A 24510-nucleotide genomic window follows, 5' to 3' on the forward strand; every position below is an offset into this window, starting at 1 on the left:
CGGGATACGCCCGGTCAGGCGCGGCGGATGATGACGTCGCCGACCCCGGCCCGAGCGTGCACTTCGACGGTCTCGTCGGAGTCCGCGGGGCCGGTGGAGGAGCCGAGCGAGTTGCGTACCGTGCCGTACTTGGTGTGCACGTCGAGCCAGGCGGCGGTGCCCTGGTGGATGCCCACTTCGAGGTCGCCGACGGAGGTGCGCAGGTCGATACGGCCGCGGGTGACGTCGCCGACGCGGATGCGGCCGTTGGAGGACACCGCCTCGACCCCGGCGTGGGCGACACCGATCTCGATCCGGCCGTTGGCGGACTTGGCGTCGACGCTGCCGTGCGCGATGCCCACGGAGACATCGCCGTTGGCCGCGTTGGTCTTCAGGCCGCCGGTGACCTCGCCGACCTCGGTCGCGCCGTTGCCGTTCTTGACGGTCGCCGTGCCGGCGACGGTGCCGATCTCGATCCGGCCCGCGCCGATGACCTCGATGTCCCCCGTCGAGCGGGCCAGGCGGATGTCGCCGTGGTCCGTCTTGAGGTCGGCGCCGGTCACCTCGTCGACCTGGAGGTCGCCGAGCGAGGTCTTGAGCACGGCCTCGCCGAGGCGGCCCTCGCAGAAGAAGCCGCCCATGGCCGTGGTGCCCCGGACATCCGAGCCGGCGGGCAGCTCGACGCTCACCTCGATGGCGCCCGGCTTGCCGAACAGGGACCGCTTCTTGGGAGTCCTGACCGTCAGCCGGCCACCCGAGAAGGTGACCTGGGTCTGCTGCACGGCGCGTACGTCGTTGTCGTCGGAGCCGTTGCGCGGCAGGACTTCCACGACCGTGTCGGTGCGCTTGCCCGCGGTGATCCGGGCGGTGCCGACCTCCAACTCGAAGGCGGCGGAGATCGGTTCGGGTGTGTCGAAAGCAGGCATGGCTGTCCCGTCCTCGCGGCTTGGGTGGGTGATCCCGCCGGTGAGGCGGGTGATGAGTCACGTCGGCGGGATCGGCGATCCGCCGGTGAAAGCGGGGTGGGCCGGGCCGGCGGCCCTAGCGGACCCAGCCGGTGAAGCCCCGGCCGCCCGACTCTTTGCCGCGGCCCGGCGGGCTCACGCGCTCCCCGCCGTCGAGGGCGGTGGACACGGCCCGCACCAGCCAGGCGTTGACCGACAGGCCCTCCGCCGCGGCGGCGTCCTCGGCGCGGGCCTTGAGGTGGGCGGGGAGGCGGAAGTTGATGCGCGCCATGGCGCCGTCGTCGGCGTCCGCGGGCGGCGATGGCGTCGCGGGCGCGGCGGGGGCCGCGACCGGCACCTGCGCCTCCAGGAACGGCTCGGGGGCGGGCGGTGGCGTCACCACGAACTCGGGGTCGAGCCCGCGCAGCCGCACGTCGACCGAGCCGGGCGCGAGCTCCCGGGTGACCTCACTCATGGCTGCGGACAGCGCGTTGAGGAGGGTGAGGCGGGTGGCGGACTCAAGGGGGGCGGTGAGCCGCTCGGCGAGGGCGCGGGCTTCGTCACCGCCGGCGTCCGCCGCGACGGCGAGTTCGTGCCGGAGGTTGTCGACGTAGGGCGTGAGGTCCATGACGCCATGATGGCACATCGATGGCGCCATGGCGAGCCAGATTGGCACCTGCTTGGCGTCCGCACCCCTGACGTGGGCTTCTTTGCTGAATTCACGTGTCGCGGTGCCGCACGAGGAAGGGGATGGCCTGCAATGGCACTGCGATGACACCACGGTGGCACCACTTGGGTGAGGGTCCTGGTGCCACCAGATCACTGCCTGCCGCCACCACTGGTCGGCCCTGCTACAGAGGCGCGTTCCAGATGAAGCGTTCCGTCGCGACGCCAGGCCGGCCCATGTGGCCCCTCCTTCGCGCGCAACAGCCGGGTGGTCCTCACCGCCTCCACACCTCTCCAGTACGCCCAGAAGGGCGACCGCAACATCCGCCCGGCCCGGGCTTACGTTCCTCCGGCGGGCGCATTCGGGGGCATCCAGGGATGACTGTCATATCTCGGGGCACCCGATTCAAGGTCCAAGAGCTCCGACGGAGGGTTTGTGATCATGCAGCCACCCGAGGCGGACAGCGAGTCGCTGACAGCCCGCCCGCAGTCCGCGGAACGGGCAAGGGATGCGACGCGGGGGTTTCTCGCCGCGGTCGCCCCGGCCGGCAGGCCCGAGGTGGATGCGGTGCTGCTGGTGGTGTCGGAACTGGTCACCAACGCGTTGCGGCATGCCGGCGGAGTGACCCGGTTCCGCCTGGTGGCCGGCCCCGGAACGGTGACGGTGTCGGTGGACGATCCCAGCCGCGTCACCCCGCGTCCGGTGCCGCGGGACGCGAAGCGGCCCGGCGGCTTCGGCTGGCACCTGGTGCGGGCACTGTCCGCCGAGGTGCAGGTCCGGATCCGGCCGGGAGGCAAGACGGTGTCCGCGGTCCTGCCACTGCCCCACTGACCGCCACCACGCCGGGGCTTGCGTTGCGCGCTCGAACGGCCCGCCCTTCGGCCGGCCCCGGCGCAGTGGAACGGACCCTGGACCGCGGCCCCAAGCGTTCGATCAGTCTCCGAAGTAGGCCGGGCCGGTCCGTAGGATGCGCGTGTGGCGCAATTCGACGAGGTCAAGGCGACGTTCTGGGGTGACGGCCTCCATGGGGTACAGCCGTCGTTGACCGACGCGGCTGTCCAGGACGCCGAGATTCGGCTCGGGGTCCGTTTGCCGTCTTCGTTCCTGGAGTTCCTGCGGGAGCGGAACGGCGGCCAGGTGGCGTCGCGGTGGGACGCGTTCCCGACCGATGTGCCGACCTCGTGGAGCGAGGACCATGTTCCGCTCGACATGGTGATGGGCATCGGCCGTCATGATGATTATTTGTCGTTGTTGGACACGCCCTATCTGGTCGAGGAGTGGGGCCTGCCGTCCCAGATCGTCCTGTTCTCGGGCGACGGGCATTGCTGGATCGCACTCGATTACCGGGCCTGCGGGCGGCAGGGTGAGCCGTCGGTGACATGGTTCGACGCGGACGGAAGCTCGGAACTCGCCCTGGCTGCGGACTTCAGAACGTTCGTCGAGGGCCTCACGGCCGCCGAGACTTTCGAGGCCGACGGCCCGGACGGGAATCCGCCTACGTCCCGAGGCACTGCCACGGCGTCGATGGAGTAGGTGTTCGACCCCGCGGCGCGGTCAACGGCACCAGCAGTCGAGCGGCGACGAAGAAGCGCAGGACAGGTGGACCTGGTGGCGGACGGAACCTCAACGCCGTGCGTGGCGGATCTTCAACCGTCCGAACCCCATGGTCCCGGAGATCCGGATCCTCGGCCCGCCGGGACCGGAACGCCGCCGGGTCTTGTAGAGCGAGTCCGAGCGGCGGCGCCACAGCCGAGGCGGCCCCGCCGAACAGGAGTCCAGGAAGTGTTTCGGTCGAAACACTTCGCAGACGAGTCTCCGAGTCGCACTTGCCTTACTTGCCTGACAGCGGATCAGGCTGTCTGACCTGCGCGAAGTGCCTTCGCCCCTAGTACTCCAGCCGTAGATCGTGATGTTCATGCCTGAGTGGCTTGTCGACGGTAGTGGCTGGCCTGGGATCGGGCCTGGTGGCGGCGCCGCCAGTCGGACCAACCGAGCCGGTGGGCGGCATCGTGGACGGGTCGGACAACGAGTGTGATGAACAGGCGCTGGATCTCGTTGCAGGTGAGCGGAATGAGGGCATCGGGTGCGGGGCGGGTGTGCTCGTCTGCGCGTACGACGGCGAGGAAGGCGTGCGCGAGCATGGCGAGGGTGACCCAGCGGGACCAGGAGGCATAGCGGCGGACCTGGTGCTCGTCGAGTGCGGCCAGGCCCTTGCCCGACTGGAAGAACTCCTCCACCCGCCATCTTGATCCAGCGACTCTGACCAGCACGGTCAGCGGCACGGATGCGGGCAAGTAGCAGCGGTAGTGGGCGAGTTCGCCAGTGCTGCGGTTACGGCGGATCAGCAGCTGCCGACTCCTGGGTCGGGGGTCGGCGAGGTCGATGACTGCCCAGTCGTAGAAACGGTGGCCCTTGGCCCCGGCCCCTGCGGAGAGCTTCTGCCAGGCCCGCTTGGGCACCTTCTTGGCCAGGGTGTCCGCACGGAACCTCCAGTGCGGTTCGCAGCCTGGGGTTGCCGCCGTAGACCTCGTCACCGGCGACCCATGCGGCCTGGCGGCCGGCGTCCAGGAACCGGGCAACCATACGAGTGGCCAGTTCCGGCTCGGTGGCGAAGGTGGTGTCCTGGTCGAGTCCGGCATCCCGGCAGCGGTCAGGGTCGGAGGTCCATGAACGCGGGACGTACAGTTCCCGGTCCACTGCCGGTTGCCCGCGCCGGCCGGCGTAGACCAGGTAGCCGGCGACCTGGGCGTTCTCGATCCTGCCCGCGGTGCCGGTGTACTGGCGCTGGACGCCGACCGTGCCGGTGCCCTTCTTCACGTCCCCGGTCTCGTCGACCACCAGTACCGCCTGGTCGTCGTGCAGGTGGTCCACCACGTAGTCACACACATCGTCGCGGACCCGGTCGGCGTCCCACTTGGCCCGCCCCAGCAGATGCTGCATGCCGTCCGGGGTCCCCTCCCCGGCCCATTCGGCGATGGTCCAGCAGTTCTTGCGCGGCAGGTCCGACAGGAGTCCGAGCACCAACTTCCGGACCCGGAACCGGGGTTCGACCCGTGTGAACCGTCCCGCTATCCGGCTCATCAAGCCCTCGAACGCCTCCTGCCAGCGGGCAGGGTCTACGCTGTGACCTGCGGTCACCGCCTGATCGTTTGTCTTCACACACCGATGATCAACGGGTGGCCGCACCCGTCTCCACAGCGCGTCGGGGTCGCGCAGCGTCCGCCCGCCGTCCTGTGTCAGGAGGACATGTGCAACGTGGCGAAGTCTGGTGGGTGGAGTTCGACGAGCGGCGGCCGGTCGTGCTGCTGTCGGGAGACGACGCGTCCGGGATCCGGGCGATGCAGGTCGTCGCGCCGGCGGGCGTCGACATCAGCGGTCTGGGCGTCGAAGTGCAAGTAGGAGCCATGGAAGGACTGCCCTTTGAAGGCGTACTGCGGTTCGCATTCCCGCGTCCGGGCTTCACCCCCTGCACGTGGCTGACCACCATGTCCCGGGACGACCTGATCGAGCGGGCGGGCGCCCTGTCCTCCGCGAAACTCAGCGAGATCGAGGATGCCCTCCGTCTCGGTGAGCAGGCGAAGGAGCGGACCCCGGCGACGACCGCGAAGCTCAGCGAGATAAGGAACGCCCTCCGTCTCGGTGGACTCGGGTAGGCGGAGAAGGAAACGGACGCCCGCGACGGCGTGGTCGGTCTCGTCCAGATGATCGACGCTGCCAGCTGCCTCCTCGGCGCCCCTCACGATCGAATGGAAGCGTTCTCGACTTCCTTCGGCGACCCGACCGCTCCGATCACACCCTTCGCGCGAAGGGCGGGCCGTGCGGGCCGGCCCGGGCCGGGTCGGCGTTGTCGAGTTCCGTGTCGAGGGACATGGCCGCCGTGATCAGGGCGAGATGCGTGAACGCCTGGGGAAAGTTGCCAAGTTGTTCGCCGGTGGGGCCGATCTCCTCCGCGAACAGGCCGACATGGTTGGCGTACGTGAGCATTTTGTCGAACGCGTAGCGGGCCTGGTCGAGCCGGCCCGCACGCGCGAGTGCGTCGACGTACAGAAAGCTGCACAGGGAGAAGGTGCCCTCCGAACCGCTCATTCCGTCCGGGGACGCTGCCGGGTCGTAGCGGTGGACGAGACTGTCGGAGACCAGCTCGTCGTCCATGGCGTCCAGGGTCGACAGCCAGCGCGGGTCGCGCGGCGAAAGGAAGCCGACGATCGGCATGAGCAGCAGCGAGGCGTCCAGGACGTTGCTCCCGTAGTGCTGCACGAAGGCCTGACGTTCCTCGCTCCAGCCGCGTTCCATGATCTGGTGGAAGATGGCGTCGCGGGTCGCTGTCCAGCGTGGCAGGTCCGCGGGGCGGGCGTGGGTGGTTGCGTGGCGAATGCCACGGTCCAGGGCGACCCAGCACATGAGGCGGCTGTAGGTGAAGTCCTTGCGCCCGCCCCGCGTTTCCCAGATGCCTTCGTCAGGCCGGTCCCAGTGGTCGACGAGCCAGTTCAGGAGCGCTGTCACGCGCTGCCACCTTTCGTAGGCGGCCACGTCCGTGAAGTCGGTCGACTGGGAGAGCGCGTAGACGGCCTCGCCGTAGATGTCCATCTGCAGTTGCCCGGCTGCCCCGTTCCCGGTCCGGACGGGAGCCGAGCCACGCCAGCCCTCCCAGTGGTCCAGGACTTCCTCGTCCAAGTGCGGCTCCCCGTCGACGCGGTACATGATCTGCAACGGCTCGCCGTTCGGCCCGTTGCCGACACGTAGCCGGCCCAGCCAGGCGCGGAAGGCATCGGCTTCTTCGGTGAAGCCGAGGTCGATCATGGCCCGCACGGACAGCGATGCGTCGCGGATCCATGTGTAGCGGTAGTCCCAATTGCGCTCCCCGCCCTCCTGCTCGGGGAGGCCCATGGTCGCGGCGGCGATCGGCGCGCCGGTGGGGGCGTATGTGAGCAGCTTCAGGGTGATCACGGAGCGGTTGACCATCTCCTGCCAGCGTCCCCGGTAACGACAGCGTCCGACCCAGGCGTGCCAGAAGTGGAGTACGGCGGTGAACTCCGCCCGCAAACCCTCTTCGGTGACTGTGTACGGGGGCTCGGCATCCGCGTCGTCCACTGTCAGTACGACCGCGGCCATCTCACCGGCGTGCAGCGTCACCGTTGCTCTGACGTCACTGTCGTCCCTCTCCGGACGGATGGGCCCGACGGCTTGCAGGTACGCGGTGATGCCCGGGCCGAGGAACCGGGCGCCGTCGTCGCCGAGGACCAGGTCGTGTCCGAGGCGTCCGTAGTCGAAGCGGGGACGGCATCGCAGGTCGAAGTTGACGGTGCCCCGCACGGCCCGCATGACACGCACGATCCGGTGGCGGTCGCTCGCTTCGGCCGACGCGTCGACCGGCATGAAGTCGACGACCTCGCCGACACCTTCCGGCGTGAGGAAGCGCGTCACCAGGATCGCGGTGTCGGCCAGATACAGCTGGCGGACACTCGTGCCCGGGCTGTCCACCGTGATCGCGAAATGGCCGCCCCGGTCATGGTCGAGCAGGCCGGCGAAGATGCTCGGGGAGTCGAAACGCGGCGAACAGAACCAGTCCAGCACTCCCTCGGACGACACGAGCGCGCAGGTCTGCAGGTCCCCGATGAGACCGTGCTCGGCGATGGGAGGGTAACGGCGCATCGGTTCTCCTCGATCGGCCGTGATCAGGCGGGCCGTTCACCGACCGCATGCGTGTGGTCCGGTTGCGCCGGGAGAGTTCGGGTCGTTCACCACGGCTGCCTCCTCAGGTCACTCAGGCAGCATCACCCGGACGGCCGGGTCCTTGCGAGACGACCACGGCCGTTCGGGTGAGCCGTTCACCGTGGATCGTCAGCCACGCCAGGCGGAGAGGAAGGTGCAGAGCCGGCCGGCCCTGCCTCCGGCGGGCGGGGACGGCAGCGGGAGGGGACGGCAGCCGGAGGGCGTGCCCTCGGTCGGCGTGCGCAGGTCAGAACCAGTGCAGGCAGTGCGGGGAGCGCTCGGCGCTGAAGAGGGCGTAAGCGAGGGCGGCGGCACCCGGGCGGTGGGCCCTGATGTGTCCGGCACGCACGAGCGTGCTCGGGACGGTGCCGCCGAGGTAGACCGAGCCCAGGTCGCTCACGTCCAGGGACAGGTCGGGCTCCCGGTCCGTCGGGACGCAGTCGGCCTTGCCGTCGCGGACAGCCAGCAGGTAGCGGCCGTGCTCGCCGAGGAACGGGTCGTCGACGTCGAGGACGAGTTCGCCGTCCGTGAACCAGCCGGCTGCGGATCGCCGGCCACCCTCTTCGGGGCGGCGGTCGGCCACGCGCACGCCGTCTCTCCGGTCAGTAAGTGGAGATGAGTTCGCGAAGCCGCACGCCGAGCCACGGCCTGCGGCCGGCGGCCCGCGTCTGGCCGCGCGCGATCGCCTCCGGGAGACGTCCATCCACACCCCTCGCCTGCCGTCCCCCCTCCCCCCTGCCCGAGGCCGCTCTCGAGCTCGCTCGTCGGTGCGGCGGCCTGCCCCTGGCCCTGCGGCGCATCGCGAGCGCCCCCGGCTCCAGAACCGCCCCGCCTGGACCCTGGCCTTTCTGGCCGGCCTCCTGCGGCAGGCGGCCGAACTGGCCCGCGAGGCCGAGGACCTGCCACTGCGCGCGGCGAGCCTGCCGCGTCCCGCGACCGTGGAACACTTCCAGGGCAGTCTGCACTTCGCGGTCGACACCCACCACCGGGCCCTGGCCGCGCTCACCCCGCACACGAGCGCGGGGCTGGAGATGGAGGTCCGTATCCGTCTCGGCAGCACCTACGCCGCGGCGGGCCGTCGCGCCGAGGCGCGGCAGGAATTCCGGACCGCCCTCTCCCTGCCCGGAGCCGGGGACCACCCACGCCAGTTCGCCCGGGCACGCGACGGACTCAGCGGCATCGGCTTCCCGGCGGAAGAGAGCACCTGAAGCAGGTAACCGGTCGTCACCGGCCCGGTGTTGCGGACCACCTCGACCATCAGCCGGTCAGCGCCCCTTCTCAGCACAAGCGGGCCGGGCCGCAGCGGGGGCCTCGGACAGCGCGATCCGGTCCACCGTCCTGGCCTTGACTCCGGCGCCTTCAGGTGCCGAAGACGCGCTTCCCTCCGACGTAGGTGGCCTCCACCCGCAGCGATGCGAGCTCCGAGGGTGCCACGGTGTACGGATCGCGGTCGACGACGATCAGGTCGGCAAGGTGGCCGGGGCGCAGGACGCCGGTGTTGTCGAGGCGGTTGACGTGGGCGGACCCCGAGGTGTAAGCGGCGAGCGCGGTCGTCAGGTCCAGGCGCTGCCCGGGCAGGAACGGTGGCTCGCCGGACCCGGGCAGGATCCGGTTGACGGCGACGTGGATGCCGGCGAGCGGGTCGGCGGAGCTGACCGGCCAGTCGCTGCCGGCGGCCAGTGCGGCCCCGGCTCGATGAAGGTCTCCGAACGGGTACTGCCGTTCGGCGAGGCCCTCGCCGAGGAAGGGAGTGGTGAGTTCGTCCAGTTGCGGTTCGTGAGCCGCCCAGAGGGGTTGCGCGTTGGCGATCGCGCCGAGTTGTGCGAACCGCGGCACATCGGCCCGGTGCACGACCTGGAGGTGTGCCAGGTGGTGCCGGTTGCCGCGCGGCCCGTTGGCCGCCCGCGCGGCCTCGATCGCGTCGAGCGCCTCACGGACGGCGCGGTCGCCGAGTGCGTGGAAGTGGACCTGGAAGTCGAGGGCGTCGAGCTCGGTCACGTACCGGCGCAGTGCCTTCGGGTCGATGAAACTGAGCCCGCTGTTCGTGGTGGCGCAGCCGCAGCCGTCCTTGTACGGGACCGTCATGGCCGCGGTGTGGTTCTCGGCGATGCCGTCCTGCATGATCTTGACGGTGCCGGCACGGAACCGTCCGTGCCGCAGGGCCTCGCGGCGTTCGACGAGCCCGGCGATCTGTTCCGCGCCGGCGTCCCTGTCCCACCACAGGGAGCCGTTGACCCTCGCGGTCAGCACTCCGCGCCGGGCCGCCGTGAGGTAGGCGCCGGAGGCGTCCGGATGACCGCCGTACTCCCCCAGCAGGGCGTCCTGCCAGGCGGTGACGCCCAGCGAGTGCAGCAGGCTCTGGGCGCGCAGCAGACCGTCCAGCAGGTCCTCGTCGGTGGGCCGGGGCGCCGTCCGGCCGACGAGCTCGACCGCGCCTTCCTGGAGCATGCCGGAAGGGGTGCCGTCGGGCTCCCGCTCGATGCGTCCGTCCGCGGGGTCGGGTGTGGCCGCCGTGACGCCGGCCAGTTCCAGCGCGCGGGTGTTGACCCAGGCCCCGTGGTGGTCCCGGTTCGCCAGCAGGACGGGGCGGTCCGGTACGAGGTCGTCGAGCATCTGCCGGGTCGGGAGGCCACCGGGAAAGCTCTCCATCGACCATCCGCCGCCGGTGATCCACGGCCGGTCGGGACGGGTGCGCGCGTACTCCGCGATCAGGCTGCGGTACTCGCGCAGGTCCGTCGTCCCCGTCAGGTCGCAGGCGCCGAGCTCCATGCCGCCGAAGACGGCGTGCACATGAGCGTCCTGGAAGCCGGGCAGGAGCGCGCGGCCGGCCAGGTCGACCACCTCCGTGGCGGGCCCGATGAGCCGTCGTACCTCCTCTCCGCCGACCGCCACGATCCGCTCGCCCGTCACGGCGAGCGCTGTGGCGCCGGTGAGCGAGGGGTCCATGGAGATGACGGCGCCGGAGGTGAAGACGAGGTCTGCGTGTCGCATGGAAAGTGCTCCTTGGAAGGGCGGTTCAGGGGGGCGGTCGTCTTCGCCGGGGTCTCCAGGACCGGTCCCCGGTCGCGAGTGAAGTAGGCGGCCCGCCTCCCGTACTTGGCCCACAGCGCGGCCGGCACCCGACGGCGACGATGACCGCGGGAACGAGCGTCAGGAAGCGCCCGTTGTCGGCTGCGAAGGCGAACCGGTCGGAGGACGTCCTCAGGGTGAAGGCCATGTAGCCGCCGAGCGCGAGGAGGGCGAGTCCGCGAGATCACGACCCCGTCGAGCACCCCGAGCACCTTTGGACAGCGCCTGGCGCGCGCCGCCGGGGCGTCGCCGGTCGGCCGGGGGGGGCGGGGACCGGTGGTGACTGACCGGACATGGGATTCTCCTCGGCTCTGAACGGGCGAACGGGAACGTGCCGGTGTGCTTCGAGTGGCGGCAGCGTGCCAGGGGCACCAACATGAAGTCAACGGCGTTGACAACATCGATGACTCGACTGCTCGCCGGACGGAGCGGCGAGGTGGCGCGGCGCGGCACAATGGTGCGGGTCACGAAGGAGACGCGATGGCGGCAGGGACGGGAAAGCGCACGGCGACGGCGCGGACGAAGCGCGCCGCGCCCGGTCGTCCGCGGCCGTCACTCAGTCCCGGGCTGATCGTGGAGGCCTGCCTCGAACTGCTGGACGCCGAAGGGGCCGATGCCCTCACGTTCCGCCGCATCGGTGCCGAGCTGGGCGCCGACCCCACGGCCCTGTACCGGCACTTCCGCAACAAGGACGACCTGGTGCTGGCCGTGGCGGACCACCTGCTCGAGGAGAGCCTCGAGGGTTTCGAGCCGTCGGACGACTGGCACGAGACGCTGCGCACGCTCTGCATCCGCAATCGCAAGGTCTATCTCTCGCACCCGCGGGCCGCCGTGCTCGCCACTGTGCGCATCACCCGGCGGCCGGCCGAGATGCGGGTCGTCGAGATGATCCTCGCCGCGCTGGCGAAGGCGGGCTTCCCACCCGAGCAGGCGGTGCGCCACTACCGCGCCCTGGTCGACTTCATGCTGAGCTGGTCCTGCATGGACGCCACCTACTCCACGCTGGACTCCGAGACCCGCCGGAGGGACGAGTCCGCCTGGAGCGGCGAGTACGCCGCCGTACCGGCCGCCACCCATCCCCATCTCGCGGCAGCGGCCCCGCACCTGCCCGCGGTGGACGACGAGGCCAACTTCCTGTTCGCGCTCGACCTGATCCTGGAGGCCATCGCCGCTCGCGCGCCCTCACGAGGACGGGACGAGTGACAGGATCCGGCCGAACTGCCGGATCACCGCGGGCCTTGCCGGCGCTCCCGGACCAATTGAAGGGTCGCGGGTGAGGTGCTCGTGGCCGTGGAATGCCGAGCACCACGACCGTGTTCACAGGGGTGTCCGACCCGTGATCAGAAAGGTACGCAGGTGAGCGAGAGCTACTTCGAGTTCGGGACGCCCGCCGAGCGGTGGGACCGGGCAAAGATGTTCTTCGACGCCAAGGAGTACGTGACGGCGGCGCGCATCCTCACGGGTCTGGTCGACGAAGTGCCCGAGCAGGTTGCGCCGCGGCTGCTGCTGGCACGCGCGTACTACCACTCCGCTCGGCTGGAGAAGGCGGAGAGCGAGCTGCTGGCCGTGCTGGAGCGCGACCCGGTCGAGCAGTACGCGCACCTGATGCTGGGCCGCACCCTCGAGCGCCAGGGGCGGGCGGACGAGGCCGCGCCGCATCTGCGGATGGCGGCGGCGATGTCGGGCGAAACCGTGCTGTGACGGACTGCCTCGCCCGAACAGCCAGGTGATCGGGGGACAGTGTCCCGATCAGCGGCGGATAAAAAGACGCGCTGAACCGCGACTGCTCACACGATTCGGCCCCGGCGCAGCCACTGCGCCGGGGCCGAATCGCGTACGGCGCCGATCCGCGGCGCTGCTCATGCGGCACCGCCGATCGGGCTGCGGACCGTCAGTGCGCTGCGAGGTCGGCCAGCAGTTCGGCGGCGGGCTTCGGGTGGACGAGCCAGCGCAGGTGGCTTCCCTCGAGGGTGCGGACGTCGAAGGGGTTGTCGGGTGTGAGCGCGTCGGCTTCGCGGATCAGGCGGTCCTGCATGGCGGTCGGCATGCTCGCATCGTCAGCCAGGCGCACGAAGGTCTTGGGAATCCGACCCCACGTCGCGGCCTGCGCCCGGTCCGCGGACGTCCCGACATCAAGGTTCTCGTCGGGCTGGAAGGTGTTCAGGAAGGCCCGGAACTCGTCGTCGCCGAGATCGGCGGCGAAGGCATGCCGGAAGGCGGCGAGCGCCGCCGGATCGGCGGTTCGGAAGTTGGTCCGGATCAGACCGAGCTCGGCCGGGTTCCCGGCGAGCGCGAGCGCGAGGCCGCCGAGGTCGACTTCCGCCATCTCCGGCTCGGCATAGTAGTCGTTGACGTCCAGGTCGACGGGGCACCAGGCGGAGACGTAGCAGATCCGGTCGATCAGATCGGGTCGGGCGTTGCCGGCCGCCGTGATCGTGATGCCGCCCCTGCTGTGGCCGACGAGGATGACCGGCCCGTTCCGCTTCGCGCGTTCGAGGACTTCGATCAAACGGGCGGTGTTCTCGGCGAGGGTGACGCCCTTGATGCTTCCCGGTTCCGAGGCGAGCGCCTCGAGATCCTGCGGAGCCTGGTAGGCCGCGGGGAATGTCGCCTGGAACCCGTGGCCGGGAAGGTCGACGGCGACGGAGCGATGCCCGAGCAACCCGAGCTCGGCCTGCAGCGGCGCGAATGAGAACGAGTTCGCGAAGGCCCCATGAACAAGTACGAATGTCGGCAGATTCTCCATGCCCTCAGGCTCCGGCAAAACGATCTTCATGACAAGGCCGGGTGAGGTGGTTTCCGCTCCGACGGCGGCGACCGCGCGGCGGAACCGCGGATTCCGAACCGCGGATTCCGGGCGCAACTTCTGCGGCGCCCACCCGGAGCCCCCTCGGGCGGCCGACATCCGTGCGACCGCCGACACGGCCGGCCCGCGGGCTTCGCGAGGCTCGCCATCAAAATCTTGCGCACAGCTCGACCGCTCCATTACATCCCGGGCCGACCATACGCATATCCGCTCCCGTCGCCCGGCAGGATGATTATGACGATCAAAAGCTTTCCCCTCTGCCGCAAGCCCCGGAGGCCGGGAATGTCAACACGAATTGAGCCATGGCCCGCACCGCTTTGGACTTAGGCTGATGTTATGCGCGGGTGCTCTGCGTGTTCTCTTAGCGGTGCGGCCCGTGGTGCGCGACCATACGGACGCCGACACAGACTCGATCATCGGCGTCGTGCATGACGACGGGTCCTCGCCGGCCGCCGAGGCGCGTTCGGTGCGGGTGCGGTCAGGTGTTTCCGGCCGGAGGGCTGCATGGCGCGTCAAGAGCGCGGGTCGCGATTCTCGACACCGGCAACGCAACGACGTCAAGAGCAAACAGCCAGCAGAAGGACCGAGACAGGAAGAAGGACGGACGTGTCCGGCAGCGAAAGCGAGAACCCGGTAATCCCCTCCCCGACCCCCACCGCGACTCGTCCCAGGACGAATCGGGACTGGTGGCCGAATCAGCTGGACCTTCAGGTTCTCCACCAGCACTCGCCTCTGGCCAACCCGATGGGCGAGGACTTCGACTACGCAGCAGAGTTCGCGACCCTCGACGTCGACGCGCTGAAGCAGGACGTCTTCGAGGTGATGACGACGTCACAGGACTGGTGGCCTGCCGACTACGGCCACTACGGGCCGCTCTTCATCCGGATGAGTTGGCATGCCGCGGGAACGTACCGCATCGCCGACGGCCGGGGCGGTGGCGGCAGCGGCGCCCAACGCTTCGCCCCCCTCAACAGCTGGCCGGACAACGCGAGCCTCGACAAGGCGCGCCGTTTGCTCTGGCCTGTCAAACAGAAGTACGGCCGGAAGATCTCATGGGCCGACCTTCTCGTTTTCGCCGGCAACTGTGCCATGGAATCGATGGGCTTCAAGACGTTCGGATTCGGATTCGGGCGGCAGGACATCTGGGAACCCGAGGAAATCTTCTGGGGACCTGAGGACACCTGGCTCGGAGACGAGCGCTACAGCGGCGACAGGGAACTCACCGGTCCTTTCGGTGCCGTGCAGATGGGACTGATCTACGTCAATCCCGAGGGGCCCGACGGCGACCCGGATCCGCTGGCCGCCGCCAGGGACATTCGCGAGACTTTCGGCCGTATGGCGATGAACGACGAGGAGACGGCTGCGCTCATCATCGGCGGCCACACGTTCGGCAAGTGCCATGGCGCGGTCGATCCTTCGTACATCGGCCCGGAGCCCGAGGCCGCCCCCGTCGAGCAGCAAGGCATCGGCTGGAAGAACACCTACGGCAGCGGCAAGGGCCCGGATGCGCTCACCAGTGGGCTCGAGGGCGCGTGGACCTCGGAGCCGACGAAATGGGACAACGGATACCTGGACAACCTCTTCCGGTACGACTGGGAGCTGACGACGAGCCCCGCCGGTGCGAAGCAGTGGACCCCCACGGATCCCTCGGCCCAAGGCACTGTGCCTGATGCTCACGATCCGTCGAAGAGGCACGCTCCCATGATGCTGACGACGGACCTCGCGCTGAAGCTGGACCCGGTCTACGGGCCGATCGTGAAGCGGTTCCACGAGAATCCGGACCAGCTCGCGGAAGCGTTCGCCAAGGCGTGGTACAAGCTGTTGCACCGCGACATGGGTCCCCTCACGCGCTATCTCGGCCCGTGGATCCCCGAGCCGCAGTTGTGGCAGGACCCCGTCCCCGAGGTCGATCACGACCTGGTGTCCGAGGAGGACGTAGCCACCCTCAAGGAGAGGGTCCTCGCATCGGGACTCTCCGTCGCCCAGCTGGTCACCACCGCTTGGGCATCGGCGGCGAGCTTCCGCGGCACCGACAAGCGCGGCGGGGCCAACGGGGCACGGATTCGGCTCGCGCCGCAGAAGGACTGGGCGGTCAACGACGTGCCCGAGGTGGCCGAGGTGTTGCGGACCCTCGAGCAGATCCAGCAGGACTTCAACCGCTCACAAACCGGCGGAACGAGGATCTCGCTCGCCGACCTGATCGTCCTGGGCGGGTGCGCGGCCGTCGAGCGGGCCGCCAAGGACGCCGGGCACGACATCACGGTCCCCTTCGCACCGGGACGCACGGATGCCACGCAGGAGCAGACCGACGTGGAGTCGTTCGCCGTGCTCGAACCCCCGGCGGACGGCTTCCGCAACTACCTCCGGGCGGGAGAGAAGTTGTCGCCGGAGACGCTCCTGCTCGACCGTGCCAACCTGCTGACACTGACCGCTCCCGAGATGACGGTCCTGATCGGTGGCATGCGAGCCCTGAACACCGGCTTCAAGGGTTCCCCACTCGGCGCTTTCACGCACCGGCCGGGAACGTTGACCAACGACTTCTTCGTCAACCTGCTCGACCTGGGCACGGAGTGGAAGCCGTCGCCCTCTACCGAGAACGTGTTCGAAGGCCGGGATCGCGCCACGGGTGAGGTCAAGTGGACCGCCACCGCCGTGGACCTCGTCTTCGGTTCGAACTCCCAGCTCCGAGCCGTCTCGGAGGTCTACGCGTCCAAGGACGCGGGCGACAAGTTCGTGCGTGACTTCGTGGCCGCGTGGGACAAGGTGATGAACCTCGATCGGTTCGACCTCGCCTGATCCCGATGTCCCGGCCGTCCGCTCGTCGGCCGGCCGGGACATCCCCAGAAGTGACGCCGCCTCCAGGCAGCCCATCGCATGTGGAACGTGTGCCACCGAAGTCTGATCGGATTCCCATGTTCCAGAAGCGTGCACTTTGCCGGAACAGCAAGAGCCCGATCACCTGGACGAGACCGGTCAGCTCACCGGATCCATCGGCGCGGTCCTGGTCGAGCAGGGTGGGCGCGCGCTCCTGATCGACGCCAGCGGCTCGTGCCGGCCGCAGCCCCGAAGAGATCGATGCGGTGGCCGCCACCCACCTGCACGGCGACCGCATCGGCCGGCCCGCACGGCCCTCCCGGGCAGCGGCCTGCTCACGACACGGTCCGGCGCATCCGACGTGCATAGAAAATCGAACACGTGTTTTACTGCGGGCATGGCTCGATCCACGTTTCCCGATGACTTGATGCAGGCCCAGCGTGAGTGGGATCGCGTCTATCGGGCGCTCGCCGCCCCCCGCCCGTACGGCACGGCAGAGCTGCGCCGCCGCCTGCTGCGGCTGTCGGCACGGATCTTCACCGATCCGGTCTGGGGCACGGACCGGCCGACCACGGGGTGGGCGGAGCTGCGTCATCAGGTGCGTCGCCACGCGGGCCGGGAGGCCGAGCATGAGTGACTTCACCGCGCGGCAGAATCCTGCGCGGGATGCGCAGCTGCGTGAGGGTGCACGGCGAGGCGCCGTCGTTGCGGGAGATCGGTGCCGGTCCCGGTCTGTCGCGCTCGGCCGTTCTTCATCCGCTGGAGCGGCTCGAGGCCCTGGGCGCGGTCGCCCGCCGGGGCGAGGGCGACGGCGGGCGTGGCTGACGTGCTGACCGGTGGATGGACGAGCAGGAGGAGGTTTCCCATGTCTGAGACAGAGTTCCCGGATGACCTGCGTGCCGCGCAGATTCGTCTGCATCAGGCAACGGCCGAGCTGGCCGCGTTGTGCCGCATCCTGCCGTGGAGTGTGAAGCCGATGCCCGGTCGGCCGGGCACCGAGCACCCGCACACCGGTGAGGTCACCGGCGCCCGCGAGGACAGCCCCGGCTGGAGCGAGGAGCAGAAGCAGACGGTGAAGCGGCTGCGGATGGAGTGCATCGACCTGTCGATCCGTATCGCCACCCATCCCTACTGGCAGACTGTCGAGGCCAAGAAGCAGGTCGAGACGCGCCAGGCGCTGAGGACCACGGCCCGGACGGTCACCGCTCCTGCGATCGACGTCACCGAAGCCGCGTAGCCCGCGCTGCACCGTCCGTTCCGCACCCGGCAGCCGCGACGGGAGCCCTGAGGCTGACAACGACTGCTGACTGCGCAGCCAACGGGGCGACAGGTGGCGTCTATCGCAGTCTCGGCCATGACCTACCGGACACGCCCGGGTTCCACCTCGTCCGCGACGGCCGGATGCTCTGCGCCCAGGCGAAGTCCACGAACGGGTGGACGCACCAGCACGACTGCCGGGTCAACGAGCACGGCGAAGTGCGCACTGCGGTGTGGCGGGTGCATGCCGCGGGGCGGGTCAGCGTCGGCGACGTCCCGCCGGAGCAGAGCTGCCGCGGGCTCCAAGGTGCCCCGCAGCTTCGGAGCCCGATGACCGACATGGGGATCGTTGCCGCCTCCGCGGCCGTACTGGCGAGCAGAAACGTTCCTCGCCCTCTTGCACCAGCGGCCAGCAAGCGCTTTCATCCTTCAGATCGACGTCACGGGCAGGACGGGCTGCCGACGCTCGATGTGCCGGGGCCCGCCCCGATCACCCCGGCAGTCATCACCAGCTGGGGCCAGGGCCGCTCGCCTTCGGAAGGAATCAGCCATGAATCCCACCCAGACGCAGCCAGGCAGACGCTCCGTCCTCGCGGCAGGCGCGGGAGGCGCGGCGGGCGCGGCCGTCGCGCTCGTGCCGGCCCCGGCCCGCGCCCACACCGGGCACGCAGCCGCTCCGGCCGCCCCCGCCGCGTCCGACGACCCGTACGACACTCTGCTCGACCGGGCCGCAAGGCAGCTGGCAGGAGGCGAATTCGACCCGGCCGACCCCGACTTCGCCGCTGCGCTCGCCGCCCTGGAGACCACGGCCGGCGATCTGTGGACTCGGCTGGACCGATCGGCCTCCCGCACCACGCTGTGGCCGGACCTCTCCCCCGTCACCGCCTCCGGGAACTTCGGCCAGAGCTACACCCGGTTGCGTACTCTCGCCACCGCCTGGACCACGCCCGGCTCCTCCTTCACCGGCTCGGCAGAGGTGGCCTCCGCCTTGGTCACCGCGCTTCGCTTCCTGCACGACCGCGCCTACAACGCGACGGCCCGTGAAAGCGGTAACTGGTGGTTCTGGGAGATCGGCGCGCCCCGTGCACTGATGGACTGCTGCGTACTTCTGCGCACTGTCGTCCCGGCGGCCGACCTCGACCTGTACCTCCGGACGGTCGACAGGTTCGTCCCGAACCCGGATCGCCGCACCAATTACCCCTCGCTCTCCGAGACAGGTGCGAACCGGTCCGACAAGTGCGTCATCGTCGCGCTCCGCGGGCTTCTCGGGCGGGACGGCGGGAAGATTGCGCTGGCGCGCGACGGGCTGTCCGACACGAGGGACTCGGGGCGCAACAGCCTGTTCCGGTACGTGACCTCGGGGGACGGCTTCTACGAGGACGGATCCTTCGTCCAGCACGCCGCGGTGGCGTACACCGGCTCGTACGGAGCCGTCCTCCTCGGCGCTGCGGCACAGATCATCGCTCTGCTCGCCGGATCACCGTGGTCCGTCACCGACCCCAAGGTGGCGGTGATGTACGAATCCGTCGACCGCTGCTTCGCGCCGGTGATCTTCGACGGCCTGATGATGGACGCACTGCGCGGACGCGCTGTCTCACGCGAACGCTCGGCGGACCACGACAGCGGCGCCGACGTCATGTCCAGCATCCTGCTGCTGGCCGAGGGCGCACCCTCCACGTACTCCGCGAGATGGCGGGCGACCGTCAAGGGCTGGATGGAACGCAACCGCACCCACCCCTACCTGGACCGTGTGGGAATCGCTCAAGTGGCGCGGGCCAAGGCACTGCTGGCCGACAGCAGCGTGCGTGCAGAAGACCGCGCGACGGGGCACATCGTCTTCGCCGACATGGACCGGGTGGTCCACCGCCGGCCCCGCTGGGCCTTCGCGCTGTCGCTCTCGTCCAAGCGGATCGCAGGCTACGAGGCGGGGAACGGCGAGAACCTGCGCGGCTGGTACACCGGCGACGGCATGACCTACCTCTACGAAGAGGACGACCTGGGCCAGTTCGGCGACGCCTTCTGGCCGACTGTCGACCCGTACCGCCTGCCGGGAACAACGGTGGACACCCGGCCACGCGCGAATGCCGGCACCGGCAGCGGTACGAGCCTCTACCGGCCGACGAACCTGGTGGCGGGCGGCGCGGTGCTGGAAGGCCGTTTCGGAGTGTCCGCCATGGAACTGGTCGCCGCCGGCAGCACACTCCGGGCGAAGAAGGCGTGGTTCTTCCTCGCCAACGCGGTGATCGCTCTCGGTGCGGGCATCACCGCGAGCGACGGTCGTCCCGTCGAGACCGTCGTCGAGAACCGCAACCTCCACGCGGACGGTGAACAGCGACTGCTCGTCGACGGCGCCCCGCAGTCCGGCGCGCAGGGCTGGTCCCACCGGTTCGACCGGACCGGATGGGCGCACATCGAGGGAGTCGGCGGGTACGTGTTCCCGGGCGCCACCGCGCTGCGTGCGCTGCGGGAGGAGCGCACCGGCGCCTGGCGTGACATCAACATCGGCGCGGACACCGGAGGCAGCCCCACAGCGATCACCCGGCGCTATCTGACGCTCTGGCTCGACCACGGCGTCTCCCCCACCGACGCCGCGTACGCCTACGCCGTCCTTCCCGGTGCCTCGCCGGCGGCAACGGCCTCCTGGTCCAGGTCCCGCCCGGTCCGGGCCGTCGTCAACTCTCCGAGCGCACAAGCCATTGAGGTCAGGCGGGACGGGCTCGTCGCCGCCCACTTCTGGCAGGCGGGCACCGCGGCGGGGGTCACCACCGACGGGCCGGCCTCCGTCCTCGTCACGCGCCGCGACCGAGGCATCTCGGTCGCCGTCGCCGATCCCGGACGCACCGCCGACCGTGTGACGGTCGAGCTGCCGTTCCCGGCCACCTCGGTGATCCGTACCGACGACACGGTGACGGTGACTCCGGGGCGCCGCCCCCGGCTCACTGTCGCCGTCGGAGGCTCCCGCGGTCACACCCACCTCGCCGAACTGGCCTGACCTCGAAGAGGTGTCACCATGCCTTCCCGCCCGGTCCGATCACGCCGACCGACCGGGTCCTGTCTCCGCGCCCGACCGGCCGCCCGGCAGGGCAGCCGGTCGAGGGTGGAGACGGAGGCTACGTCCCTCGGAATCAAGGGGCCGCGCGGCGCGCCCCGAGCCGATGCCGGACGTCAGCCGCCGTGTTCGACGCGGCCCCCGACCACGACGGTCTCCGCGACGGTGCCAGGAATGTCCTCCGGTGGCGAGCGCAGGATGTCCCGGGACAGGACCACGAAGTCGGCTGCCTTGCCGACGCTCAGGGAACCCCGTTCGTCCTCGAGGAAGTTGGCGTACGCGGAGCCCATCGTGTAACCGTGGATCGCGGCCTCCACACTGATCGTCTCCTGTGGCATCCAGGGCTCGCCGCCGCCCAGGGGGCGCCGGGTGACGGCGGTGTAGATGCCGATCATCGGGTCCATCTCGGCCACGTTCCAGTCGCTGGAGAGAGCGAGCACGGCCCCGGCCTCGTGCAGGCTGCGCATCGGCCACGCCTTGTGCCACCTGTCGGGGCCGACGTTCTCGGCCCAGTCCTTGCCGGGGCCCGCGACCTCCGGGGCACAGTGGCGGGGCTGCATGCAGGCGACCACGCCCAGTCCGGCGAAGCGCGGGGTGTCGTCGGGGTCGAGGCACTCGACGTGGACGACCTGGTGGCGGGCGTCGCGTGGCCCGTTGACCGCGCGGGCGTGCTCGACGGCGTCGAGGACGGTGCGGATGCCGCGATCGCCGGTCGCGTGGACGAAACACTGGAAGCCGCGGGCGTCCAGCTTCGCGAGCAGGTCGGCGAACTCCTCCGGCGGATAGAAGGTGTCGCCGCGGTGGCGGCCACAGCCCGCGTACGGTTCGAGCAGGGCTGCTGTACGGGGCTCGACGACGTCGTCGATGTAAAGCTTGAGCGGTCCCACGCGCAGCCGGTCGTCGGCGTACCGGCCGGCGGCGACGGCGAAGTCGTCGAGGTCGGCGTCCGTGGTGCCACGCGGGTGGAACAGGGCCGCGACGATCCGTGACCTGAGCCGGCCTTCGGCGCGGGCGCGATCGAACAGGGCGAGGTCGTCGAGCGAGTTCTGCGGTTCGACCACGGTGGTGATGCCGAAGCCGATGGCGTCGTCGAGTGACGTGACGAGCCGTCCGTACTGCCGGTCGGGCGAGGCCCACGGCAGTCCGCGCCGCTGCAGGGCGCGGTGCCCGTCCCGGGAGAGTCCCTTGACGGCGAAGTCGCGGATGAAACCCGTGGGTTCCCCGGTTGCGGGATCGGTGGCGGCTTCGCCGAACGGCAAGCTGACGTGGTCCCGGTCGATGCCGAGCCGGCGCATCGCCGCGGTGTTCACCCAGGCGGTGTGTACGTCGTAGCTCAGGACGAACGCCGGCACGCCACCGGTGACCGGGTCGAGGTCGGCGGCGGTCGGCATGCGTCCGCCCGGGATCGCCGAGTAGTCGAAGGCCTCCGCCTCGATCCACTCGGCGTCGGGGCGGGCGGTGTGCCAGGTGCGGATGCGCGCATGGACCTCGTCGAGCGTACGGGCGCCGGAAAGCTGTACGCAGGCGTCGTCGGAGCCGAGCCGGACGTGGTTGTGCGCGTCGATGAACCCGGGAAGGACCAGCTTCCCCGCGGCATCGATCACCCGGGTGTCCGGGCCCGTCCATGCCTTCGCGTCGTCGTCGGTGCCGAGCCGGACGATACGGCCGTCGGCCTCGGCCATCGCCTCTGCCTCGGGGAGCGCCGGGTCGACGGTGTGGATGCGGGCGTTTCGCAGGACGAGGTCGGCGGGGCGAGCGGCGAGGGGCATGTGCGGGAACTCCTGTCATGGTGCCGGTGGTTCGGGTACTGCGGGTTCCGTGCGGTGCCGCTGGGCGCCGCGCGGGAGCCGTTCACGAGTCAGGGGTGTGCGGTGCGACGGTGCGCCGGGCGAGCAGCCGGTAGACGAGCCCCGAGACGACGGAGCCGAGCAGGGTCAGGTCGGCGCCGCCCAGCGGGGCCACCAGCGGGCCGGTCCAGAGCTCGGAGTCGCAGGTGAGCGCGGCGAAGGCCATGCCGGCGAGCAGGGCGGTCATTCCGGCGGGGTGGTAGCCGAACCGGTGCCAGTAGGCGCCTTCCGGTCCGGCGTGCAGAGCCGGTGCGTCGTATCGGCAACGGCGCATCAGCATGTCGGTGAGGAACACTCCGGCCCACGGTGCGAACACGATGATCAGCAGGGAGAGGAAGGACAGGAGCGAAGTGGTGAAGTCGGTGAGGAAGAGCGCGTAGAGCGAGCCGATCGCGGTGACGGCCGCGCTGATGACGATGGCCCTGGAGCGGCTCCACGGAACACCGAGCACCTGCAGGTTCAGGCTCGACGAGTAGAGCGTGATGATCGAGTTGGTGACGGAACCGCCGAGGACGAGGGCAAGGAAGAGCGGCTGGAACCAGCCCGGCAGCAGCGCCTCCGTGCCCGCTACGGCGTCGGACATGTCGGTCTGCGTCGCCGCGGCCACCCCCGCGACACCGAGGGCCACCGAGGAGACGAATCCGCCCAGCGCGCCGTACCAGGTGAGCGAGCGCAGCGAGGTCGTCCTCGGCAGGTAGCGGGTGTAGTCGGCGGGCATCGGGACGTAGCTGACCGGCCCGGCCAGCATGACGACGAACGCCAGGCTCCACCCGGAGGCACCCGGCGCGGCAGCGGTCGCTCCCGTTTCGGCGCCGGGCAGCAGGAACACGAGGAGCGCGCCGAAGCCGACGGCGAGGACGTACGCGATCCAGCGCTCGGCGAACTGGACGGTGGCATGGCCCCACAGCGCGACGGCGAAGGTCAGGGCGAGCGTGACGAGGAGGGCGAGAGCCCGTCCGGCGTCCGCCGACCGCCACCCCAGGTCGGCGAAGAACGCTTCGAGGGCGAGCGTGCCCACGACCGTGTTGACGATGGTGTAGCCGATGCTGACCACCCAGTTGAGCATCCCGGCGGGCCAGTTGCCGCGCACTCCGAACGGAGCGCGGGAGATCACCAGGGTGGCGGTGCCGGTGCGGACGCCGCTCAGTCCGGCGGCGCTGATGGCGAAGAACGCCAGCCCGCCGAGGACGACGACGGCGGTCGCCTGCCAGAAGGACAGGCCGAAGGCGACGGCCAGGGCCCCGTTGATGACATAGGTGAAGGTGAGGTTGGAGCCGAACCACAGCCAGAACAGGTCCTTCGCGCTGCCGTGGCGTTCCTCGTCGGGGATCGGGTCGATGCCGTGCTTCTCGACCTGGAAGACCTGGTCGGCGGCGATCGTGCCGCCGGGAGACCTCGCGCTCGTGTCGTGCTGAGTCATGCGACCCGCCCCTCATCCATGTGCGGTCCGGACGAACCCGATACCTTGAACGGCATTCAAGAAGTTAGAACGGCATTCAAGATGGTTCCTGAGGGCGCAGCCGTCAAGACCTCTGCGGAAACCGCCGGCGGAAGAGTCCCTGAAGAGGCCCTAAGGTCGTCACCAGGCAAACGGAGGAGGAGGCGCGGCGTGGCAGCGACAGCGCGACGGCGTGACGGGCACTTCGCCCAGGAGCGGATGCTCGAAGAAGCCATGGCGGCGATCGCCGAGGACGGCCTGGCCACGCTCACCATGTCGGGGCTCGCCAAGCGGCTCGGCACCAGCGGCGGCCACATCCTCTACTACTTCGGCAGCAAGGACCGTCTGCTCCTGGAGGCGCTGCGCTGGAGCGAGAACGCGCTCGCGGAGGAGCGCCGGGCGCTGCTCGCCCGCCGGGTAACCGCCGAGCGCAAGCTCGACCTCTTCCTGGAGCTGTATCTCCCCCGCGGGCCGCGCGATCCGCGCTGGACCTTGTGGATCGAGCTGTGGGCACGTACGGCGTCGAGCGAGCCGCTGCGCGAGGCCCAGGCCGAGATCGACCGGAGTTGGCAGAAAGACCTCGAATCGCTCCTCGCCAAGGGGGTGCGGCAGGGCCGCTTCGCCGCGGGCCTCGATGCGGCAGCCCGGGCGTCCGAACTCCTCGCCCTGCTCGACGGGTTGAGTACCCGCGTCGTGCTCGGCCAGCGTGGCGGGGACCGCGGCAGCGCACTGGACGCGGCACGGTCCGTGGCCGCACGGCTGGTGGAGCGCGCGTGATCAGCCAGGGCCTGCTCCCGGCCGGTCCGCACCACCCTGGGGCAAGACGCGGCTACCGGCCTAGGAGTTGTCGTCAAAGTGTCACGCCCACATCAGGAGTGAGGCGAGGGTGACGGCTGCTTGGTAGGACTCGGCGGTCTTGTCGTACCGG

19 protein-coding genes and 2 pseudogenes are annotated in these 24510 nt (G+C 70.1%); 12 read left to right on the plus strand and 9 right to left on the minus strand.

The annotated features are described in order from the left end of the window. Positions 1–14 precede the first annotated feature (14 nt). On the minus strand, positions 15–905 hold the full coding sequence (locus ACIPJI_RS24140) for a DUF4097 family beta strand repeat-containing protein (RefSeq protein WP_402248712.1): 891 nt from the start codon (positions 903–905) through the stop codon (positions 15–17). Positions 906–1020: 115 nt separating this feature from the next. Further along, positions 1021–1551, minus strand: coding sequence for a toxin-antitoxin system HicB family antitoxin (locus ACIPJI_RS24145; protein WP_402248713.1), 531 nt, complete (start codon positions 1549–1551; stop codon positions 1021–1023). A 480-nt stretch (positions 1552–2031) separates the two neighbouring features. Here ACIPJI_RS24145 and ACIPJI_RS24150 point away from each other — a divergent pair, with 480 nt between their 5' ends. After that, complete coding sequence (locus ACIPJI_RS24150) at positions 2032–2421, plus strand: ATP-binding protein (RefSeq protein ID WP_307709863.1); 390 nt, start codon at positions 2032–2034, stop codon at positions 2419–2421. A 144-nt stretch (positions 2422–2565) separates the two neighbouring features. Then, positions 2566–3123 (plus strand): SMI1/KNR4 family protein, encoded by a 558-nt coding sequence (locus ACIPJI_RS24155; RefSeq protein WP_402248715.1) that lies wholly within the window; start codon positions 2566–2568, stop codon positions 3121–3123. Positions 3124–3503: 380 nt separating this feature from the next. Here the strand turns inward: ACIPJI_RS24155 and ACIPJI_RS24160 are convergent. Beyond that, a pseudogene (locus ACIPJI_RS24160) lies at positions 3504–4671 on the minus strand (IS701 family transposase). 167 nt (positions 4672–4838) lie between these two features. Here ACIPJI_RS24160 and ACIPJI_RS24165 point away from each other — a divergent pair. Then, a complete protein-coding gene (locus ACIPJI_RS24165; RefSeq protein WP_402248717.1) occupies positions 4839–5243 on the plus strand; it encodes a type II toxin-antitoxin system PemK/MazF family toxin in 405 nt (134 codons plus the stop codon). Positions 5244–5379: 136 nt separating this feature from the next. Here ACIPJI_RS24165 and ACIPJI_RS24170 read toward each other — a convergent pair whose 3' ends face one another. Together ACIPJI_RS24170 and ACIPJI_RS24175 are read right to left on the minus strand one after the other, a co-directional pair. After that, positions 5380–7242 (minus strand): glycoside hydrolase family 15 protein, encoded by a 1863-nt coding sequence (locus ACIPJI_RS24170; RefSeq protein ID WP_402248719.1) that lies wholly within the window; start codon positions 7240–7242, stop codon positions 5380–5382. Positions 7243–7549: 307 nt separating this feature from the next. Next, positions 7550–7849, minus strand: a pseudogene (locus ACIPJI_RS24175) (sterol carrier protein domain-containing protein); the annotation flags it as partial. Positions 7850–8069: 220 nt separating this feature from the next. Here ACIPJI_RS24175 and ACIPJI_RS24180 point away from each other — a divergent pair. After that, positions 8070–8510 carry a hypothetical protein gene (locus ACIPJI_RS24180; RefSeq protein ID WP_402248721.1) on the plus strand — a complete coding sequence of 147 codons (441 nt, stop codon included), beginning with the start codon at positions 8070–8072 and terminating at the stop codon, positions 8508–8510. 151 nt (positions 8511–8661) lie between these two features. Here the strand turns inward: ACIPJI_RS24180 and ACIPJI_RS24185 are convergent, their stop codons facing one another. After that, positions 8662–10293, minus strand: a complete 1632-nt coding sequence (locus ACIPJI_RS24185; RefSeq protein WP_402248723.1) for an amidohydrolase — start codon at positions 10291–10293, stop codon at positions 8662–8664. 558 nt (positions 10294–10851) lie between these two features. Between ACIPJI_RS24185 and ACIPJI_RS24190 the strand changes: the two genes are divergently transcribed. Then, positions 10852–11574 (plus strand): TetR/AcrR family transcriptional regulator C-terminal domain-containing protein, encoded by a 723-nt coding sequence (locus tag ACIPJI_RS24190; RefSeq protein WP_356623739.1) that lies wholly within the window; start codon positions 10852–10854, stop codon positions 11572–11574. A gap of 210 nt (positions 11575–11784) precedes the next feature. After that, entirely contained in the window at positions 11785–12072 is a 288-nt protein-coding gene (locus tag ACIPJI_RS24195; RefSeq protein WP_402248772.1) for a tetratricopeptide repeat protein, read from the plus strand. A 190-nt stretch (positions 12073–12262) separates the two neighbouring features. On the opposite strand, the gene ACIPJI_RS24200 is transcribed toward ACIPJI_RS24195, so the two are convergent. Continuing rightward, entirely contained in the window at positions 12263–13117 is an 855-nt protein-coding gene (locus tag ACIPJI_RS24200; protein ID WP_402248774.1) for an alpha/beta hydrolase, read from the minus strand. A 666-nt stretch (positions 13118–13783) separates the two neighbouring features. Here ACIPJI_RS24200 and katG point away from each other — a divergent pair. From katG to ACIPJI_RS24225, 5 genes are all read left to right on the plus strand, one after another. After that, complete coding sequence (gene katG / locus ACIPJI_RS24205; RefSeq protein ID WP_402248724.1) at positions 13784–15973, plus strand: catalase/peroxidase HPI; 2190 nt, start codon at positions 13784–13786, stop codon at positions 15971–15973. 415 nt (positions 15974–16388) lie between these two features. Next, on the plus strand, positions 16389–16628 hold the full coding sequence (locus ACIPJI_RS24210) for a hypothetical protein (RefSeq protein WP_402248726.1): 240 nt from the start codon (positions 16389–16391) through the stop codon (positions 16626–16628). Then, positions 16625–16816, plus strand: coding sequence for a hypothetical protein (locus ACIPJI_RS24215; RefSeq protein ID WP_402248728.1), 192 nt, complete (start codon positions 16625–16627; stop codon positions 16814–16816). The genes ACIPJI_RS24210 and ACIPJI_RS24215 overlap by 4 nt, the downstream gene beginning before the upstream one ends. Before the next feature lie 40 nt (positions 16817–16856). Continuing rightward, entirely contained in the window at positions 16857–17228 is a 372-nt protein-coding gene (locus ACIPJI_RS24220) for a hypothetical protein (protein WP_356623749.1), read from the plus strand. Between the two features lie 570 nt (positions 17229–17798). Continuing rightward, positions 17799–20240: a polysaccharide lyase 8 family protein gene (locus ACIPJI_RS24225; protein ID WP_402248730.1), complete on the plus strand. Its 2442-nt coding sequence runs from the start codon at positions 17799–17801 to the stop codon at positions 20238–20240. 173 nt (positions 20241–20413) lie between these two features. On the opposite strand, the gene ACIPJI_RS24230 is transcribed toward ACIPJI_RS24225, so the two are convergent. Both ACIPJI_RS24230 and ACIPJI_RS24235 read right to left on the minus strand, forming a co-directional pair. Then, positions 20414–22066: an amidohydrolase gene (locus tag ACIPJI_RS24230; protein WP_402248732.1), complete on the minus strand. Its 1653-nt coding sequence runs from the start codon at positions 22064–22066 to the stop codon at positions 20414–20416. 82 nt (positions 22067–22148) lie between these two features. Further along, positions 22149–23564: a purine-cytosine permease family protein gene (locus tag ACIPJI_RS24235; protein WP_402248734.1), complete on the minus strand. Its 1416-nt coding sequence runs from the start codon at positions 23562–23564 to the stop codon at positions 22149–22151. A 189-nt stretch (positions 23565–23753) separates the two neighbouring features. On the opposite strand from ACIPJI_RS24235, the gene ACIPJI_RS24240 reads away from it, so the two are divergent. Further along, positions 23754–24359, plus strand: coding sequence for a TetR family transcriptional regulator C-terminal domain-containing protein (locus tag ACIPJI_RS24240; RefSeq protein WP_402248736.1), 606 nt, complete (start codon positions 23754–23756; stop codon positions 24357–24359). Positions 24360–24510 lie beyond the last annotated feature (151 nt).

It is taken from the genome of Streptomyces sp. NPDC086835, from assembly GCF_044745705.1.
Classification (GTDB): domain Bacteria; phylum Actinomycetota; class Actinomycetes; order Streptomycetales; family Streptomycetaceae; genus Streptomyces.